Origin of the sequence: Shewanella sp. MR-4 (assembly GCF_000014685.1) — a bacterium.
Lineage (GTDB): Bacteria > Pseudomonadota > Gammaproteobacteria > Enterobacterales > Shewanellaceae > Shewanella.
Genome location: NC_008321.1, coordinates 1,861,356 through 1,878,130, shown reverse-complemented (window position 1 = coordinate 1,878,130; position 16,775 = coordinate 1,861,356). Strand labels below are relative to the sequence as shown.

11 protein-coding genes are annotated in these 16,775 nt (G+C 44.3%); 7 read left to right on the top strand and 4 right to left on the bottom strand.

Going from position 1 to position 16,775, the window contains the following annotated elements:
* Positions 1 to 64: 64 nt before the first annotated feature.
* Complete coding sequence (cysB, locus tag SHEWMR4_RS08420; protein ID WP_011622367.1) at positions 65 to 1,039, bottom strand: HTH-type transcriptional regulator CysB; 975 nt, start codon at positions 1,037 to 1,039, stop codon at positions 65 to 67.
* Positions 1,040 to 1,266: 227 nt separating this feature from the next.
* On the opposite strand from cysB, the gene zomB reads away from it, so the two are divergent.
* Positions 1,267 to 2,046, top strand: a complete 780-nt coding sequence (zomB, locus tag SHEWMR4_RS08415; protein WP_011622366.1) for a flagellar motor control protein ZomB — start codon at positions 1,267 to 1,269, stop codon at positions 2,044 to 2,046.
* Positions 2,047 to 2,263: 217 nt separating this feature from the next.
* On the opposite strand, the gene topA is transcribed toward zomB, so the two are convergent.
* Positions 2,264 to 4,900 carry a type I DNA topoisomerase gene (gene topA / locus SHEWMR4_RS08410; protein ID WP_041409019.1) on the bottom strand — a complete coding sequence of 879 codons (2,637 nt, stop codon included), beginning with the start codon at positions 4,898 to 4,900 and terminating at the stop codon, positions 2,264 to 2,266.
* 331 nt (positions 4,901 to 5,231) lie between these two features.
* Between topA and astB the strand changes: the two genes are divergently transcribed.
* Positions 5,232 to 6,566: an N-succinylarginine dihydrolase gene (astB, locus tag SHEWMR4_RS08405; protein ID WP_011622364.1), complete on the top strand. Its 1,335-nt coding sequence runs from the start codon at positions 5,232 to 5,234 to the stop codon at positions 6,564 to 6,566.
* An 80-nt stretch (positions 6,567 to 6,646) separates the two neighbouring features.
* On the opposite strand, the gene SHEWMR4_RS08400 is transcribed toward astB, so the two are convergent.
* Positions 6,647 to 10,321, bottom strand: coding sequence for an invasin (locus SHEWMR4_RS08400; RefSeq protein WP_011622363.1), 3,675 nt, complete (start codon positions 10,319 to 10,321; stop codon positions 6,647 to 6,649).
* A gap of 219 nt (positions 10,322 to 10,540) precedes the next feature.
* On the opposite strand from SHEWMR4_RS08400, the gene SHEWMR4_RS08395 reads away from it, so the two are divergent.
* From SHEWMR4_RS08395 to SHEWMR4_RS08380, 4 genes are all read left to right on the top strand, one after another.
* Complete coding sequence (locus SHEWMR4_RS08395; protein WP_011622362.1) at positions 10,541 to 11,854, top strand: dicarboxylate/amino acid:cation symporter; 1,314 nt, start codon at positions 10,541 to 10,543, stop codon at positions 11,852 to 11,854.
* Positions 11,855 to 12,011: 157 nt separating this feature from the next.
* The gene (locus tag SHEWMR4_RS08390; RefSeq protein WP_011622361.1) at positions 12,012 to 12,359 is read left to right on the top strand and encodes a hypothetical protein; all 348 of its coding nucleotides are present in this window, start codon (positions 12,012 to 12,014) and stop codon (positions 12,357 to 12,359) included.
* A gap of 174 nt (positions 12,360 to 12,533) precedes the next feature.
* Positions 12,534 to 13,208, top strand: a complete 675-nt coding sequence (locus SHEWMR4_RS08385; RefSeq protein WP_041408752.1) for a response regulator — start codon at positions 12,534 to 12,536, stop codon at positions 13,206 to 13,208.
* Entirely contained in the window at positions 13,199 to 14,548 is a 1,350-nt protein-coding gene (locus tag SHEWMR4_RS08380) for an ATP-binding protein (protein WP_011622359.1), read from the top strand. Before SHEWMR4_RS08385 ends, SHEWMR4_RS08380 begins: the two co-directional genes overlap by 10 nt.
* 17 nt (positions 14,549 to 14,565) lie before the next feature.
* On the opposite strand, the gene SHEWMR4_RS08375 is transcribed toward SHEWMR4_RS08380, so the two are convergent.
* Positions 14,566 to 15,261: a 2OG-Fe(II) oxygenase gene (locus SHEWMR4_RS08375; RefSeq protein WP_011622358.1), complete on the bottom strand. Its 696-nt coding sequence runs from the start codon at positions 15,259 to 15,261 to the stop codon at positions 14,566 to 14,568.
* A gap of 116 nt (positions 15,262 to 15,377) precedes the next feature.
* Between SHEWMR4_RS08375 and SHEWMR4_RS08370 the strand changes: the two genes are divergently transcribed.
* Positions 15,378 to 16,640: an HD-GYP domain-containing protein gene (locus SHEWMR4_RS08370; protein ID WP_011622357.1), complete on the top strand. Its 1,263-nt coding sequence runs from the start codon at positions 15,378 to 15,380 to the stop codon at positions 16,638 to 16,640.
* The last annotated feature ends 135 nt before the right edge of the window (positions 16,641 to 16,775 follow it).

Below are 16,775 nucleotides of genomic sequence, written 5' to 3'. Positions count from 1 at the left end.
TCAATACTCATAAAAAAATGCCGCATCTATTGCGGCATTTTTATTGTGTTTGATTCACGATAAATCAACGCATTGGCAGATTTTTATCGGCAAACATTTCATCGATTAATTGCTGATCGCGTAATGCCACGGCCTTTTCAACGACATCGCGAGTCAAATGCGGTGCAAAGTGCTGAATAAAGTCATACATATAGCTACGTAAGAAACTGCCCTTCCTAAAACCAATCTTAGTGGTACTGTGGGCAAATAGATGGCCTGCATCGATAGCGACGAGGTCCTTATCGATATTAGGATCAATCGCCATCGAGGCAATCACCCCAACCCCTAAGCCTAAACGTACATAGGTTTTCAGCACATCGGCGCTGGTCGCACTAAAGACCACCCGCGGCTCGAGGTTGGCCCGGTTAAAGGCTTTTTCAATCTCCGAGGCGCGATCGAATCCAAACACATAAGTGACTAATGGGAAACGGGCTAAATCTTCGATACTGATATGGGTACGGGTCGCCAATGGATGATCTTTGGGAACCACAACCGAACGATTCCAATGGTAACAAGGCAACATGATTAAGTCGGAATACAAGTGCATCGCTTCGGTGGCAATCGCAAAGTCAGCATCTCCGCGGGCCGCTTGCTCGCTGATCTGCGATGGCGTGCCTTGATGCATATGTAAATTGACTTTGGGATAACGGTCGATGAATTGACGAATGATATGGGGTAACGCATACCGCGCTTGTGTATCCGTCGTCGCAATATTCAGCTCGCCTTGATCAGGTTTAGTGTATTCTTCAGATACTTTTTTAATGCTTTCGACTTTGCCTAAGATGTCATTGGCAATGTTAATCACCTGTTGGCCAGCAGGTGTCACATGGGTCAAATGTTTACCGCTGCGACCGAAGATTTGAATACCTAATTCATCTTCCAACATGCGAACTTGCTTACTGATCCCAGGTTGCGATGTATATAAATTTTCCGCTGTGGCCGATACGTTAAGGTTGTGTTTGACGACCTCAGCAATATACCTGAGCTGTTGCAGTTTCATCTTATGTCCTTGTCTCAAACAGGCTGAATTGGATTGGCGAAATTGGCGCAACTCAGTATCAGCTATAATCAATCGTTATAGTATATAGTAAAAATTAAAGCAAATCGGAATATAGAGCACAAGTCTTAAGTTTCATACGACAGAAATGATAACCTAGGCTAAGATAACTATGCTAGTTTATTGATTTATTGTAGCATTAGCCCAATTAGATAAATAATGGAACAGCTATGACATTCACCTTGGTTCTGATCCTCATCGGTGCACTTTTACTGCTTGTTATCGGAATTAACGTTATACAACAACAAAAAGAACGTGCTGAGGCTGAACGTCGCATAGAATTTGCCCGTCAACGCGCAATTATTGATGAAACGGAAACCGTATTATCCAACACAGGGATGATCCCTTGCAGTACACACATCATTTTAGTGCTCTATCGTCGTGTGCAAGAAGCGTTAGAAATCGCCACCACTTTAAGTGCGAGTCAACAGCAATCGGATTTTCAACGTCGCCTTACCGATCTGAAATCACAAATCGAATCTTTACAATCTAACACTCCACAGATGCCCCCCATCGAGAATTTTAGATTGCCGGATAATGACAAACAGATCTTAGTGTTAGTACAAACACTTAAAAAGCTAAAAGCCATTTTACGTGCCGAGCACAATAAAGGCCGAGTCGATCCGAATATTTTTGCCCAGGAAGAGAATCGTATCGACAGCTTACAGCTCAGAATTAACGTTGACTCCATGCTGTCGCGCGCACGCGCAGCAAGCTTTATGAAGCAGTATGGCTCATCTAAACAAATGGTCACGAAAGCATTAGCAACATTACATGCCATTAAAGCGCAAACGCCCAATGATCCCTTTATTGCCCGTAAGGTCGATGAAGCCAAGATGCTGTTAGATGAGATTATGGGTGCACAAAAACTCTCGGCTCCGAGCGCACCTAAATCCAAAAATGAAGAAGATGATATCGATATGTTGTTTCAACCGAAGAAGAAATGGTGATAAGGCATTGATATTTTAAATAAATTTACCTCTCAGAAAGCCAAGTCAGTGACTTGGCTTTTTTATGCTTAGGGATGTACCACTAGACTAAAAGTCTTATCCCTCTCAACTTTTCATCTTTATTGCTGTTTAATCTTGCGGGCATAGATAACAAAACGGGCCCACTTAAAGTGAGCCCATTTGCAAATACACAAACAATAGTACGATTATCGAGGAACTATTTCTTGGCTTTCTTCGCCGTCGATTCTGTCACCCATTTACCATTCACATAATGAGCCGACCACCCGGTTGCTTTACCGCCAACTTCGGTCGCCACGTATTGCTCTTTGGTCTTACGGCTAAACTTAACCGCCGCTTTGTTGCCCTCATCATCGGCGATAGGTGCATCGGCAAGATACTGATACTTAGGCCATAACAGTTCACGGTATTTCACTAACTCTTCAACCAGTGGTGCGCGGGTTTCCCGTGATTTAGGGAAAGTACTGGCCGCTAAAAAAATCCCTGCCGCGCCATCACGTAGCACAAAATGCGCATCAGACTTGCTGCATTTCAGCTCTGGCAGATAGATAGGATCTTCTTTTGGTGGTGCCGCTTCACCGTTTTTCAGTAACTTACGAGTATTCTTACATTCCGAATTAGTACAACCGAAATACTTACCAAAACGACCGTTTTTCAGTTCCATATCATGGCCGCAACGGTCACATTCGATTAATGGACCTTCGTAACCTTTGATCTTAAATTGCCCTTCTTCGACCTCATAGCCCTCACAAACAGGGTTATTACCACAAACATGCAGTTTGCGTTTTTCGTCGATAAGATAACTGTCCATCGCCGTGCCGCAAATACCACAGCGGTGCTTGGCACGCAGTGCATCGGTCTCGGCATCCTCACTGTCGCTTATCGCTTCAATGCCTGGCGTTAAGTTCATGGTAGTTTTGCAGCGTTCTTTTGGTGGCAACTCGTAGCCCGAACAACCAAGGAATACCCCTGTTGTGCCAGTCCGGATCCCCATTGAACGGCCGCAAGTCGGACACTTGATATTAGTCATCACCATTTGATTGAGGCGCATACCGCCCTCTTCCGGTGCTAACTCAGCCTTCTCTAATTGCTTAGTGAAGTCGGCATAGAAGCCATCGAGGACTTTTTTCCAATCCAGTTCACCTTTGGCAACATCATCGAGAGTCTGTTCCATGCTGGCGGTAAAATCATAGCTCATCAGCTCGGCAAAACTACCGACGAGGCGTTCGCTAACGATTTCACCCATTTTCTCGGCATAGAAACGGCGGTTTTCAACTTTGACATAACCCCGTTCTTGAATCGTCGAAATAATGGTGGCATAGGTTGATGGCCGGCCAATGCCACGCTTCTCTAACTCTTTCACCAATGACGCTTCGCTGTATCTGGCGGGCGGCTTGGTAAAGTGCTGTTTGGGCTCTAATTCGACCAGAGACAACAGATCACCTTCGTTCACCGAGGGCAGTGTGTTGTCTTCTTCGTTTTTCTTTTTCAGCGCTGTTTGAACACGGGTCCAACCGTCAAAACGCAGGATACGTCCAGTCGCTTTCAGTTCGTAATCGCCCGCGTTTACCGTGAGTTTAGTCGCATCGTATTGAGCAGGTGTCATCTGACAAGAGACAAACTGACGCCAAATAAGCTCGTAAAGGCGCTGCGCATCACGTTCCATATCAGTTAAAGCTGCGGCTTCGACGTTCACATTTGAAGGACGAATCGCTTCGTGCGCCTCTTGTGCACCTTCCTTAGAGCCGTAACGAATCGGTTCGGCAGGTAAATACTTGGCGCCGTATTCCTTGCCAATCATCTCACGCACACTGTCTAAAGCTTCTTGGCTTAGGTTTGTGGAGTCGGTACGCATATAAGTGATGTGACCCGCTTCGTACAAACGCTGCGCCATCATCATGGTTTTCTTCACCCCAAAGCCTAAGCGAGTACTGGCCGCTTGCTGCAAGGTGGAGGTAATAAAAGGAGCCGAAGGTTTACTCTGGGTGGCTTTATCTTCGCGGGCAATGACTTTAAAGCTGGCTGAAGATAAGGCCTGAACGGCGGCTAATGCTTGCTGCTCATTTGTTGGCTCAAAGGCTGAGTCTAAGTACTTAACCACTTCCATGCGCAGCGCTTCGCTGGCAGGCGTATTCAGCTGAGCATGCACATCCCAAAATTCTTCTGGGACGAAGGCTTTGATTTCGCTTTCACGTTCAACCACTAGGCGCACAGCCACAGATTGCACCCGTCCAGCCGATAAACCGCGGGCAACCTTCTTCCACAACAGCGGTGATACCATAAAGCCGACGACGCGATCTAAAAAGCGTCGTGCCTGTTGGGCATTGACCATATTGGTGTCAAGGGCTGAAGGTTTACTAAAGGCTTCTTGAATCGCAGATTTGGTTATCTCGTTAAACACCACGCGCTGATACCGTGAAGAGTCGCCACCAATCACCTCTTGCAAGTGCCAGGCAATGGCTTCCCCTTCACGGTCTAAGTCCGTTGCGAGATAAATTTGGTCAGCAGAATCGGCTAAAGCTTGTAGCTCTTTAACAACTTTCTCTTTACCCGGTAGGATTTGATATTTAGCCGCCCAGCCCTTTTCAGGGTTAACGCCCATACGCGATACCAGCGCTTGATGTTCTTTCACCTTTTTGTATCGCGCCTTTTCTTCTGGCGACATCTTCTTGACTTCTGCGGCGGATTTCACCTTTTCAGTGCCGTCAGATGAAGAAGATGTAGGTAGATCACGGATGTGACCTACGCTCGATTTAACGATGAATTCTTTGCCAAGATATTTATTAATGGTCTTAGCTTTGGCCGGTGATTCGACAATAACTAGCGATTTACCCATAGTTTGATTTGCGCCAAAAAATCTCAAGAAGGTGGAAATTGGCTCCATATATAGAGGGTTGCACTGAGAGTTTCAAGCTAATCCCTCTTTTATACGTACCAGCGAGTCACTTTTTAATCAAAGTTGAAAAAATGTAAAAAAATAATATTGCGTAATTAAAAACTAATATTTCATTATTTGCCAGCAAGCAAGAAATAGTTATGCATTTATTGCGAAAAAGTCGCTTTGAGCACAAAAGCGTGCGCTTGTGCCCACAAAAACCTTCAGTATACTGAGTGCCCTCAGGGACCATTTGAACAAATAATAACCTTCCCTATCACAAGGATAAGCAATGAAGCACTTTGAAGCGAATTTCGACGGACTCGTTGGGCCAACCCACAACTATGCCGGTTTGTCTTTTGGCAATGTGGCCTCACTCAACAACGCCGCTTTAGTCTCCAATCCTAAAGCCGCCGCTAAACAAGGTTTGCAAAAAGCCAAAGCACTCGCTGATTTAGGGATGATCCAAGGCATGTTAGCGCCACAAGAGCGCCCAGATCTTAATACACTGCGCCGAATTGGTTTTTCTGGCAGTGATGCCCAAGTTTTACAACAAGCCGCCAAAACTGCGCCTGCACTGCTTAATGCCTGTTGTAGTGCTTCGAGTATGTGGACGGCAAATGCCGCAACCGTGTCACCTAGTGCCGACACCCGTGACGGAAAACTGCATTTTACCCCTGCCAACTTGGTCGATAAGTTGCATCGCAGCATCGAGCCCATCACAACGGGGCGCATCTTAACAGCAACTTTCAACGATCCCCACTATTTTCATCATCATAATCATTTACCTGAACATAATAGCTTCGGTGATGAAGGTGCGGCCAACCATACTCGCCTGTGCCAAGAATATGGTCATGCAGGGGTTGAGTTGTTTGTTTACGGCCAAGAAGCCACTAATCCTAATGCGCCAAAACCACAAAAATATCCCGCGAGACAAACTCTAGAAGCTTCGATGGCGATAGCAAGATTGCACCAACTCGAGGAGGATAACTGCGTCTTTATCCAGCAAAATCCCGATGTCATTGACCAAGGAGTATTCCACAATGACGTGATCGCCGTGGGTAACCAAAATGTGCTGTTTTACCATGAGCAAGCATTCTTAAATACACAGGCTAAATTGGATGAAATAAGGCGAAAACTCGATACCGAATTATTCTTTATCGAGGTTCCGACGGCCAAAGTGGCGATTAACGATGCGGTAAAGAGTTATTTGTTCAATACCCAGATAATCACCCTTCCCTCAGGCGAAATGGCCATTATTGCCCCGACTGACTGCCAAGAGAATCCCGCTGTTTATGCTTATTTAAATGAGCTACTCACGTTCAATACGCCAATTAAACAAGTGCTGTATTTCGATGTGAAACAGAGTATGCAAAACGGTGGCGGCCCCGCCTGTTTACGTTTACGGGTTGCGATGAATGAGCGAGAAGTCGCTGCCGTTAATCAACACACTTTACTTAACGATGCGTTATTTGCGCGTTTAAACACTTGGGTGGATAAACACTATCGCGACCGCTTATCGACTCAAGATTTAACTGATCCACAATTAGTGATTGAATCACGTACCGCATTAGATGAGCTGACCCAAATAATGAAATTGGGAAGTGTGTATCCATTCCAAAGATAAACCTCTATCTCACACTACAAAAATTAGAGGCGATGCTAAGATCGCCTTTAATACTGTTAAGTGAATATTAAACGGGCTGATTAACCGCCATCTTTAACATTCACAGTCACGCTCACAGGCGAACCTTTCGGTGTTTTTACGGTTATGACAAGTGCACCAGAGAGCTTTTGGTTAGGTTGGTCTTCTTGGCCGATAGTAAATGCATATATTAACGGTTTGTTAGATGCATTACTCGCAATTGTATAACTCCCTCCCACTGGGACTATAAGCTTTCCATTGTCTATTGAAGTCGTTACTTTAGTTTCGTAGGGTAATGTATTATTATTTACATCAGAAACAAACAGATAAACTGTTTGCGGCTCTTTTTCTATCGGATTTAGAGGATCTGTTCTATCAATCAAATCTATTTCTGTTACTGCTGTCATAGTGTCTTTATCAGCTGAATCGATCTTTACTAATCGAACCATTGGCGTACTACCAGACATAACAATTGGAATATTTCTGAAGATATTTAGTTGAGCTCGATTATCATCCAAACCAGTGTCAGTACAAGCAGCACTCGAACCAGAAGCACATAATAGTCCTGTATATTTATTGTCAGCTTTATTAAAGACTCCATCAAAGTTGTAATCAATAAACTCCTCATTCACCGATCCTGCAGGTTGAATAAGTAAATCAGCTAATGAGGAACTTTGTGATATTTTACGATAAAAACCATCCTCGTTATGATCTGTAAAAGCTTCGGATCTATCAGTAAATGGTTCATTAGTATCAAATAAACCATTACCATTTAAATCCACAAAACTTTCTTCGCCAATAGCATAAGCAGTGATAGTCGCTCTCCCTGGTCTAGGTTCAGTCAATATTGAATTGACTCCTGAATCAAAGAGACTCTTTGATGACCCCATACAAGGGGGATTAATATCTCCATAAAATGGTACAGGACATTGTACTGTTGTACTCAAAAATGGTCGCGGACTCTGGCTACGCCACTGTACACTACAAGCCCCATCAGGATTAGTTAAACCTCCGGTTGTACAAGAGCCAGGAATTGCCCCCCCTTCTGCAGTGAAAACAATTACAGTGCCAGCGGGAACCATATTATTGAAATGATCTGCCGCCAATATATTTATATCTACTGTTTCATTATCGTAATCCCAACCCTCTGGATTAAATATGGATGCTGAAACAGAAAAACTGTCATCATCAGCAAGGCCTGTAGTGATTGCAAGTTGATCTGACACATTTGAAATAACACCATTATGGCCATCCGCAGTACTACCTGCCCATAAGGCAAACACTTTTACAGGAGTTGCTCTATTACCACTTCTTACAATAACAGATGCTAGTCCCGCACTGTCCGTGACGGCTACAGCATACTTATTAGGCACACTTAAATCAGCAGGATAGTTAGGAGAATTTGGTTTTGGAAAATTAGGGCAATCGACATAATCTTGTGCTAATGGAGCAGGGCTTAGACTAATCCCTCCGACTTCGGTGCTTAATTCAAAGCAAACTCTTTCTTGCCCCGCTGGAGCTGCCGTTTCATCTAATAGTTTGAATGTTACTACAGATGTTTCAGAACGAGCACCTGCACCTGCGATCCCTCCAGTTCCTTGTAATGCCAACAATGTCGGGTTAGCCGTTACATATTGCAAAGCTCCAACCTTAATAGAATCAATATTGATAACTGCAGTTGAACTTACACTTCCTCCGCCAGTTATAGCAGAAACGGATACTGTATCCTGAGTTTCGCAACCAGTGCTTCTATAAGTAGCGTATCCCTTCCCACCATTTGTAATAACAGGTGAGTCAATAATTGCTTTATTGGATGCTTGGCATTCAGAGGTAAATACAAGAGTAAAAGGTTGGCCTGTTGCTAATGAACCGTCTGGATTTAAAACTGTTACATCCAAAATGGTAGAACCACCAGCAGGAAGTAAATTACCGCCAAGAGAAGTTTCTAGTTTCAGTGAAATATTAACCCTGCCAATTTCAAAAGCTTTGGTTGCAGTGACATCTTTCACTTTCAGTGAAATCTCTCCTGCACCAACATTACCATTCGCATACAAATCGAGAATTGCTTTACCTTCAGCATTTGTTATAGCAGTACCTGAGCTTGGGCTAATTGCCCCTATAGTAGTCGCAGCAGAAATCAACACTTGTTGCAAAGCTTGTGTGCTGCCGGAACGAGTCACTTTAGCACCGATAATGCCGGGTTTATCATTAGTAATATTGTCTGTAGTTTTACAAACTTCGAAATTCTTTAACGCTTTATCCCAAGCTGCAACACCATTACAGTCATAGATATCAAAGCTAATTTCAGGGCTTGCTTCAACAGGGTCAATTTCATCTCCTGCGGTTACAAATCCAATAATCGCTTTAGCTGTTCCATAAGTGGCAGTAATTTCACCAGCACCTTCAATACTTCCCGCTGTTAACGTAATAGATGCGCGACCAAGAGCATCAGTTAACGCGGTTCCTTGAGTGGGTAGAAAGTTACCTAACGTACTACTAAAACTAACAACTTTACCTACCAAAGGAGTTGAATCCTTATCCACTAAAGCAACAGTCACTTTCCCTGGTTGCGTAGCACTAATATTTGTTGTTGGCATTCCAGTCTGACTATTTGAAAGCTGAATAGACAAAGAATTTGCCTCACCATTACCACCAGGAGCATCACCTGCAACTTCAAAGTTAAAGCTATCGGTGATTGTTTCGTTTTCAAGCGAAAAACTTGCGGTGACAGTACCTGCCCCAGCATTAGTACCAGTGACTAAGGTTACTGATGCATGACCATTCAAGTCAGTTAATGCAGTTCCAGATGAAGGATTTAATGTACCCTGGCCTGTTAAATTGAATGAAATCGTTTGGTAACTAGTTGGAACCCCATCTTTTTGCAGAGTTGCAATGACTGAACCTGGAACACTATGACTAATATTCCGTATTTCTTGACCTTGTGAATCTGTAATAGTTAACGCAATGCTATAGGCATCAATTGGTTTAACTACAACTTCATCGCCTAAGGTATTAAATCCAAGTGCTTCTGACTCTGTATCATCAACTTTCGCAATAATTTTACCAGCACCTGCAACAGTTCCTGCTGTTATAGCTATTTTAGCAAGACCCTGTGCATCAGTCAGAGCAGTACCTGATTCAGGCTGAAATTTACCTAACGTTGAAGTAAAGGTAATAACCTTACCAACGAGAGGCTCATCAGAACTATTAGTATACAGTGCTTTAACAATTCCAGGAGTTGCGGAACTAATACTTGTTATGGCTTGCTCTTGAGCATTCACAAGGGATAGCTTTAATTTATTCCCCGTTCCTGGATTAATGGCACCATCGCCTTTTGAATAGAATCCCATGCTAGCGGACTCACCAGTTCCAATACTAGCAGTCACACTTCCTGCACCCGCTAAACTCCCCGTATCAAGCTTAATCTTCGCAACCCCAGATGAATCAGTTAACTGAGTTCCAGTTGAAGGAGTAAAAGTGCCCAATTCGTCATTGTCGAGCTTAAATGTAACGACAATACCAGCCTTAGGTCCTGTTTTAGAATCCACAACGGTTGCTTGCACCTCCGCAGGAGTAGCCAGTGAAACATTGTCACTATTCGAAATACTAAGAGTGACAGTCACTACACTGGGTGGTGTCGTTCCTGTGCCATCGTCGGAGATACTGCCTCCGCCACCGCATGCGACCAAGAAAAGTGAACATATTCCTGCGAGAAAAACCTTATACGCTGACTTCATTGTCAGGCTCCCTGTTACTCTGATGATAATACTAAGATTGCGCCTATAACTTATAGGCTAACATTACACAATTTTCACCTAACTTTTCCAATACTCTCTTATTTTATTTCTCATATTTTGCACTTAGTTTAACATCGGAACTCATTTAAACTTCTGCATTTTCTTGCTAGGCTTGTCGTCGCCAATATTAGAATGTATAAAAAACACACAGGAATCCCCATGGCAACCTTATTAAAAAAGAAATTCGGCCTTACAAGTAAAATTCTGTTCGGTATGGGAACAGGTATTGTTTTAGGTCTCATACTCCGCAATGCCTTTCCAGAAAGCGATATCGTAAAAGACTACATTACAGAAGGTTTCTTACATGTTATCGGCACCATTTTTATCTCAAGTTTGAAAATGTTAGTGGTTCCACTGGTATTTATTTCATTAGTTTGTGGTACTTGCTCACTGAGTGAACCTTCAAAATTAGGCCGTTTAGGTGGCAAAACCTTAGCCTTCTATTTATTTACCACCGCTATTGCTCTTGTGGTCGCGATTATCAGTGCCGTCCTTATACACCCAGGTAACGCTTCACTCGCTTCAGAAAAAATGGAGTACGTCGCCAAAGAAGCACCCAGTCTTTCAAGTGTACTAATCAATATAGTGCCAACGAATCCGATGCAAGCAATGAGCGAAGGAAATATGCTGCAAATAATTATTTTTGCAGTAATTTTTGGCTTTGCTATTGCCCATATTGGTGAGCGAGGAAAACGTGTTGCCGCTTTATTTGAAGATTTAAATGAAGTCATTATGCGAGTCGTTACCTTGATCATGCAGCTTGCGCCTTATGGGGTGTTTGCGCTAATGGCAAAACTGGCATTAACGCTAGGCTTAGGAACATTTGAGAGTGTGGTCAAATATTTCTTCGTGGTTCTTGGTGTACTACTGCTCCATGCGTTTATCGTCTATCCGACCCTGCTTAAGTTATTCTCAGGCTTAAATCCGCTGATCTTTATTCGTAAGATGCGCGATGTGCAGTTGTTTGCCTTCTCAACGGCAAGCTCTAACGCTACCTTACCTATTACGATTGAAGCCTCAGAGCACAGACTCGGTGTTGATAACAAAATTGCCTCTTTCACCCTCCCCTTAGGCGCGACCATTAACATGGATGGCACGGCGATTATGCAAGGTGTAGCTACCGTATTTATCGCCCAAGTCTTTGGTATTGAGTTGACCCTGACCGATTATGCTGCAGTCGTTGTCACCGCCACTTTGGCCTCAATTGGTACAGCTGGCGTGCCGGGTGTTGGGTTAATTATGCTCGCGATGGTGCTTAACCAAGTCGGCCTCCCCGTTGAAGGTATTGCCTTAATTATTGGTGTTGACCGACTATTAGATATGGTGCGTACCGCCGTTAACGTGACGGGCGATTGCGTCGCAACTGTGGTGATTGCTAAATCTGAAGGCGAATTTAACGAAGCGGTATTCAACAATACCCAAGCGGGAAAAGTTGCCCCTAGCTTCGATGAACAAGTGCATAAAGTGGAGTAAGCCCCTTATTAGACTTTAGTAAGCATTGGTATCTTCTATCTAAGCCCAACTCTGTTGGGCTTTTTTGTTGTCTTATTCTGATTTTGTGAACGAGCAAATAGAATAGATCTTTAAATGCCGCTACATTAGCCCTCGTCAATATAGAGAGGAGAAGGCTATGTGGTGGAGAGTAAGTTGGATAATTGTCGCCTTTTGGCTGCTCGGTGCGCATTTTTTACGTTATGACCAGCTCGTCCTCACTGGTATTTTTGCACTCGCGCCTCTGGGACTATTGATAAAACATCCATTAGTGATTCGGCTGCTACAAGTCATGCTTTTTATTAGCGTAGTCACCGTTTGGGGAACAACTGCAATCGATGCTGTGCAAATGCGTATCGCACATGGCGCACCTTGGATAAGGCTGGCAACTATCATGGGCGGCGTGATGCTATTTAGTTTCGGTGCGGTATGGAGTGCTAATGGTATATGGCGCAACACGGCGCGTTATTGCAAGCGGACACTGTAACAATCAAATATCATCCTTAAACTGCTTTAAAGACAACAAATTAGTACTTATTTTCGTCACTATTTTAGCTTGGTCAGCCGAGGTTAAGTTCCCATTGACTAAACTAAGACAATATTTGGCTCCTGCATTTATTTTGCGTACACTGAGCCCAGTCGACTTTAAGGCATGAGTATTATGAGAATTTTGGTTGTTGAAGATGATCTTATTTTATCCCACCATCTAAAAGTGCAGTTAAGCGATTTGGGCAACCAAGTCCAAGTTGCTCTCACCGCCAAGGAAGGGTTCTTCCAAGCGACTAACTACCCCATCGATGTTGCTATCGTCGATTTAGGTTTACCCGATCAGGATGGCATTAGCCTTATTCAACAATTACGTGAAGAAGGTGTGAAAGCGCCAATCTTAATCCTCACCGCTCGAGTTAACTGGCAAGATAAAGTCGAGGGTCTTAATGCTGGTGCCGACGATTACTTAGTCAAACCCTTCCAGAAAGAAGAACTTGTCGCAAGGCTCGATGCCTTAGTCAGACGCAGCGCAGGCTTTGTCAAACCCGTGATTACCAGCGGTGAGTTAAAGCTCGATCTCGCTGCCAAGCAAGTAACTCTAGGTAACGAAATTATGGAAGTTACCGCCTTTGAATATCTGATCCTTGAATATTTGATGCGCCATTGTCACGAAGTGGTCGCCAAACAGCGACTCTTAGATGTGATTTATGGTGACAAGGAAGGCGATCCCAACACCATTGAAGTCATGGTGAGCCGATTACGCAAAAAACTCACCCGTGATGGCATAGACAACCCGATAGCCACCATTCGTGGCCAAGGTTATAAATTCAATCTGCCATGCAATTAAGACTCAAATTTAAGAAACGTCTGCTGACACGGATGTTTCTCACCTCGTTATCTATCATTACCTTAGTGGGATTTGGCCTCGCTTGGATGGTCAATATTCTGCATGCGCAAAATAGCTACAACGAGGAAACCGCACAACTTATCGCCGAGATCCCCCAGGTAGCCGCCGAGCTGAGGGAGCACGACTTGATTCCCGACACCAGCGCTTGGCTGGAGGAAAACAACAAGCAAGAACGCTATGTGATGGCGAGCTGCGATGAAAAATTTAAACAGGTATGGACATCTTCCCTCGCCGTCGACCGGGGCCTGTTCGATACCTGCGAACGTTTTAATGAGATCCGTAACGACTCCCCGCCCTATTACCTGACGATGGCCGATGACCGAGGCTATTTTGTGTATTTGCTCGCGGTCGAAATCGCAGGTGTTCACTACAACCTGCTGGTGATGAAAGATGCGGCTAAGCTTGAGCAGGAATACAGTAAATTTAGTAAGCGTACCTATATCCGTTTAGCCATGGTGCTCGCCCTCGCGCTTATTCTGCTGGTCAGTGCGGCATATTGGGGGATGCGTCCACTGGTGCGGATGCAAAACGAGCTGCAATCGATTAACCAAGGTAAGACCAAATCACTTTCAGAGGGCTATCCCATTGAGCTTGAAGGTGTCACTCAAGCCCTTAACCAATTATTACAACAATCGAGCGCCCAGCAACAACGCTATCAAAATGCGATGAACGATCTGGCCCACAGCCTAAAAACGCGCCTTGCCGCCGTCCATGCCATTACCGATGACACTAGCCTGACTAAGCAATCTGCCAATGAAAAAATCATGGAGCAGATAAGCCAAATGGATCAACTGGTAAAATATCAACTTAAGCGTGCCATGCTGGGCCGACAAGGCCTAAAACAAGAACACACCGCCATCGCACCGCTAGTCGATCAACTCGCACAAATGCTATTCAAGATTTACCGCGAAAAGCAGGTGCAATTTAAGGCCAACATACCCACAAACCTCAATTTCCCTGGGAATAAGGGCGACTTGATGGAGCTATGTGGTAACTTAATGGAAAACGCCTTCAGGCTGTGCATAAGCCAAGTTGAGGTCAGTGCCCGCTTTAATGATCAAGGTGATTTTGAATTGATTGTCGAAGACGATGGGCCGGGGGTTGAAGAAAACCTGCGGCAAAAAATCATTCAGCGCGGCGTTAGAGCCGACACCCAATCCCCAGGACAAGGAATTGGGCTCGCCGTGTGTGATGAAATTGTCAGCAGTTACGGTGGCTATCTGAGCATTGAGGAAAGCCATTTAGAAGGCGCAAGATTTAGAATTACTATCCCTGCCTAGCACGCATCCACAAGCAGTTAACCATATACCGCATACAACTGCTCGGCGCGGTTAAACATCACCCAAGAAGTGGCAATATATTTATCATTACTGATAGGCATATTGCCGCGATGGGAGTGAGTAAAACCCGCAGGGGCTATTACCATAGTGCCTTTCTTAGGTGAAATTTTACGCTGCTGGTAATAAAACTCAGTTTCTCCGCCCTCTTCCACATCATTGAGATAGAACATATACAAGACGACACGATGCAACGCCTCATTGTGGTTGAGCTGGGGAAATTGTTCCGAATGCCAGTGGGGATATCCACCTTTATTCTTTTGATATTTTTGAATATTAATACTGCCGCTGCGATACAAATATTTGACTAAGGCTTCGGCTCTGGGCTTACCGAGGCGCTGAAAATTGTTCGGCGTTAACGTCACAGCTTGGCCTTGCTCGTCACTCACCGACACAGATACAGCGCCCATTAACGCCATAGCATATTGAGTAAAGTAATCCGCCGCGCCCTTAAGCGTGTAGGACAACAACTCATTCTTGAGTGGCTGTAAATCGGCAAAATTATCTAAGGTAAGATCACGGCTGATCTTCTTTTCGAGGTCAACACCATTTCCCGTCTGACCATCAACCACACCTGAATGTTGTTCAAATGCAAGAATGAGACGATCACACAGGTCATCGGGTATGGCATTAGGGTATACTTCGATAAAATCCATATTGGCTCAATGCTTCAGCTATTTTGTACTCTCACTATGCTGACATGTAAGTTAAGTAATTGTAAAGCTGCAGCATTGATATAAAATAACCTCATTGGCTTCACGATAACAAGAATATGAAAAAAAGCTGTAAAGTCTCAGTTCACCAATTACAGGTGGGTAATTTTGTGCGTTTACCCGTTGCCTGGAAAGATCATCCCTTTTTATTCAGTAGCTTCCATATCAAACAAGCTGCGCAGATTGAACTTATTAAAAATCTCGGTATCGAGCATGTTATTGTCGATTTGGAGCGCAGTGAAACCACGCCCTTAAACCCTGAAGCCGCTAACCCCATCAAACTCCCTCCTAGTCCAGAACTCCATGATCTTAAAAATGGAATGGATATCTACAAGGCAGAACAGATCGAAGTGCAAAAAAAGCTTCGGCGCGATATTCATAAAACCGAGCAAAACTTCACCCGCTCGGTTGCCATGATGCGCAGCCTTATTGCCAAACTTCGTAATCGACCGCTCAATGCCGTTGATGATGCAAAGGATTTAGTCCATACCATTGTCGAGCAACTGTTAAACTCCGATAACTTGGTACTGCACCTAATGAGCGATGCTAAACAGGATGAAAGCATTTATTACCATTCATTAAACGTGGCAATTCTCTCCATGCTAATCGCCAAAGAAATGGAATGGGATCGCAACGAAATCGAATTGGTGGGCTTAAGTGCGCTGTTTCACGATGTCGGTAAACTCAAAGTACCGCCACAAATTTTGAAAAAGACCACGCCTTGGTCTTCACCAGAGCTTAATTTTATTAAACAGCATCCCCTGCTGGGAATTGAACTGCTCAAGCTCGCCGACAACTTCCCAGAGGCGGCGCTGGCGCCTATCATCAATCACCATGAGTATCTCGATGGCACAGGCTACCCTAAGGGATTGAAGGAAGCCGAACTTGATAAAATCTCCCAGTTATTGGCCGTAGTGAACGAGTACGACTCACTCTGCTATCCGAGTAATCAAGGTAAGGCACGCATGCCCTATGCCGCCTTAGGCTATTTGTACAAGCAATATAAAACGAAATTAAATCAGGAGTATATTGGCAAGATGATCAAAATGCTCGGCATTTATCCACCGGGAAGTGTGGTCGAATTGTCGAGCGGCCAATATGCCATGGTGATGTCGGTCAATCTGCAAAAGCTATTGTGCCCGAAAATCCTTGTCTATGATGCGCTCGTGCCTAAAGATCAGGCGCCAATTGTCGATCTTGAAGTCGAAGGGATCAGTATCGTGCGCTGCCTACCACCTGCCGCATTACCCGAAAAAGTACACGAGTACCTCAATCCGCGCGAACGCGTGAGTTACTACTTTGGCGGAGATAGCCGTAAATAATCCATAAAATCTGTCAATAAACATAAAATGTATGATCCACCTCGCTATTGTAAGAATAAAACTCAATGCGAGGCTGGTCTGTGTTGATGCATTCGAAGTCTCTTAGGGAGATTCTCACCTATCGCCCCACGATAA

Bases quoted from the DNA above. Each gene is read 5' to 3' on its own strand.
- topA (WP_041409019.1), bottom strand. From the start codon at position 4,900: ATGGGTAAATCGCTAGTTATTGTCGAATCACCGGCCAAAGCTAAGACC.
- SHEWMR4_RS08395 (WP_011622362.1), top strand. From the start codon at position 10,541: ATGGCAACCTTATTAAAAAAGAAATTCGGCCTTACAAGTAAAATTCTG.
- SHEWMR4_RS08400 (WP_011622363.1), bottom strand. From the start codon at position 10,321: ATGAAGTCAGCGTATAAGGTTTTTCTCGCAGGAATATGTTCACTTTTC.
- zomB (WP_011622366.1), top strand. From the start codon at position 1,267: ATGACATTCACCTTGGTTCTGATCCTCATCGGTGCACTTTTACTGCTT.
- astB (WP_011622364.1), top strand. From the start codon at position 5,232: ATGAAGCACTTTGAAGCGAATTTCGACGGACTCGTTGGGCCAACCCAC.
- SHEWMR4_RS08370 (WP_011622357.1), top strand. From the start codon at position 15,378: ATGAAAAAAAGCTGTAAAGTCTCAGTTCACCAATTACAGGTGGGTAAT.
- cysB (WP_011622367.1), bottom strand. From the start codon at position 1,039: ATGAAACTGCAACAGCTCAGGTATATTGCTGAGGTCGTCAAACACAAC.
- SHEWMR4_RS08390 (WP_011622361.1), top strand. From the start codon at position 12,012: ATGTGGTGGAGAGTAAGTTGGATAATTGTCGCCTTTTGGCTGCTCGGT.
- SHEWMR4_RS08385 (WP_041408752.1), top strand. From the start codon at position 12,534: ATGAGAATTTTGGTTGTTGAAGATGATCTTATTTTATCCCACCATCTA.
- SHEWMR4_RS08380 (WP_011622359.1), top strand. From the start codon at position 13,199: ATGCAATTAAGACTCAAATTTAAGAAACGTCTGCTGACACGGATGTTT.
- SHEWMR4_RS08375 (WP_011622358.1), bottom strand. From the start codon at position 15,261: ATGGATTTTATCGAAGTATACCCTAATGCCATACCCGATGACCTGTGT.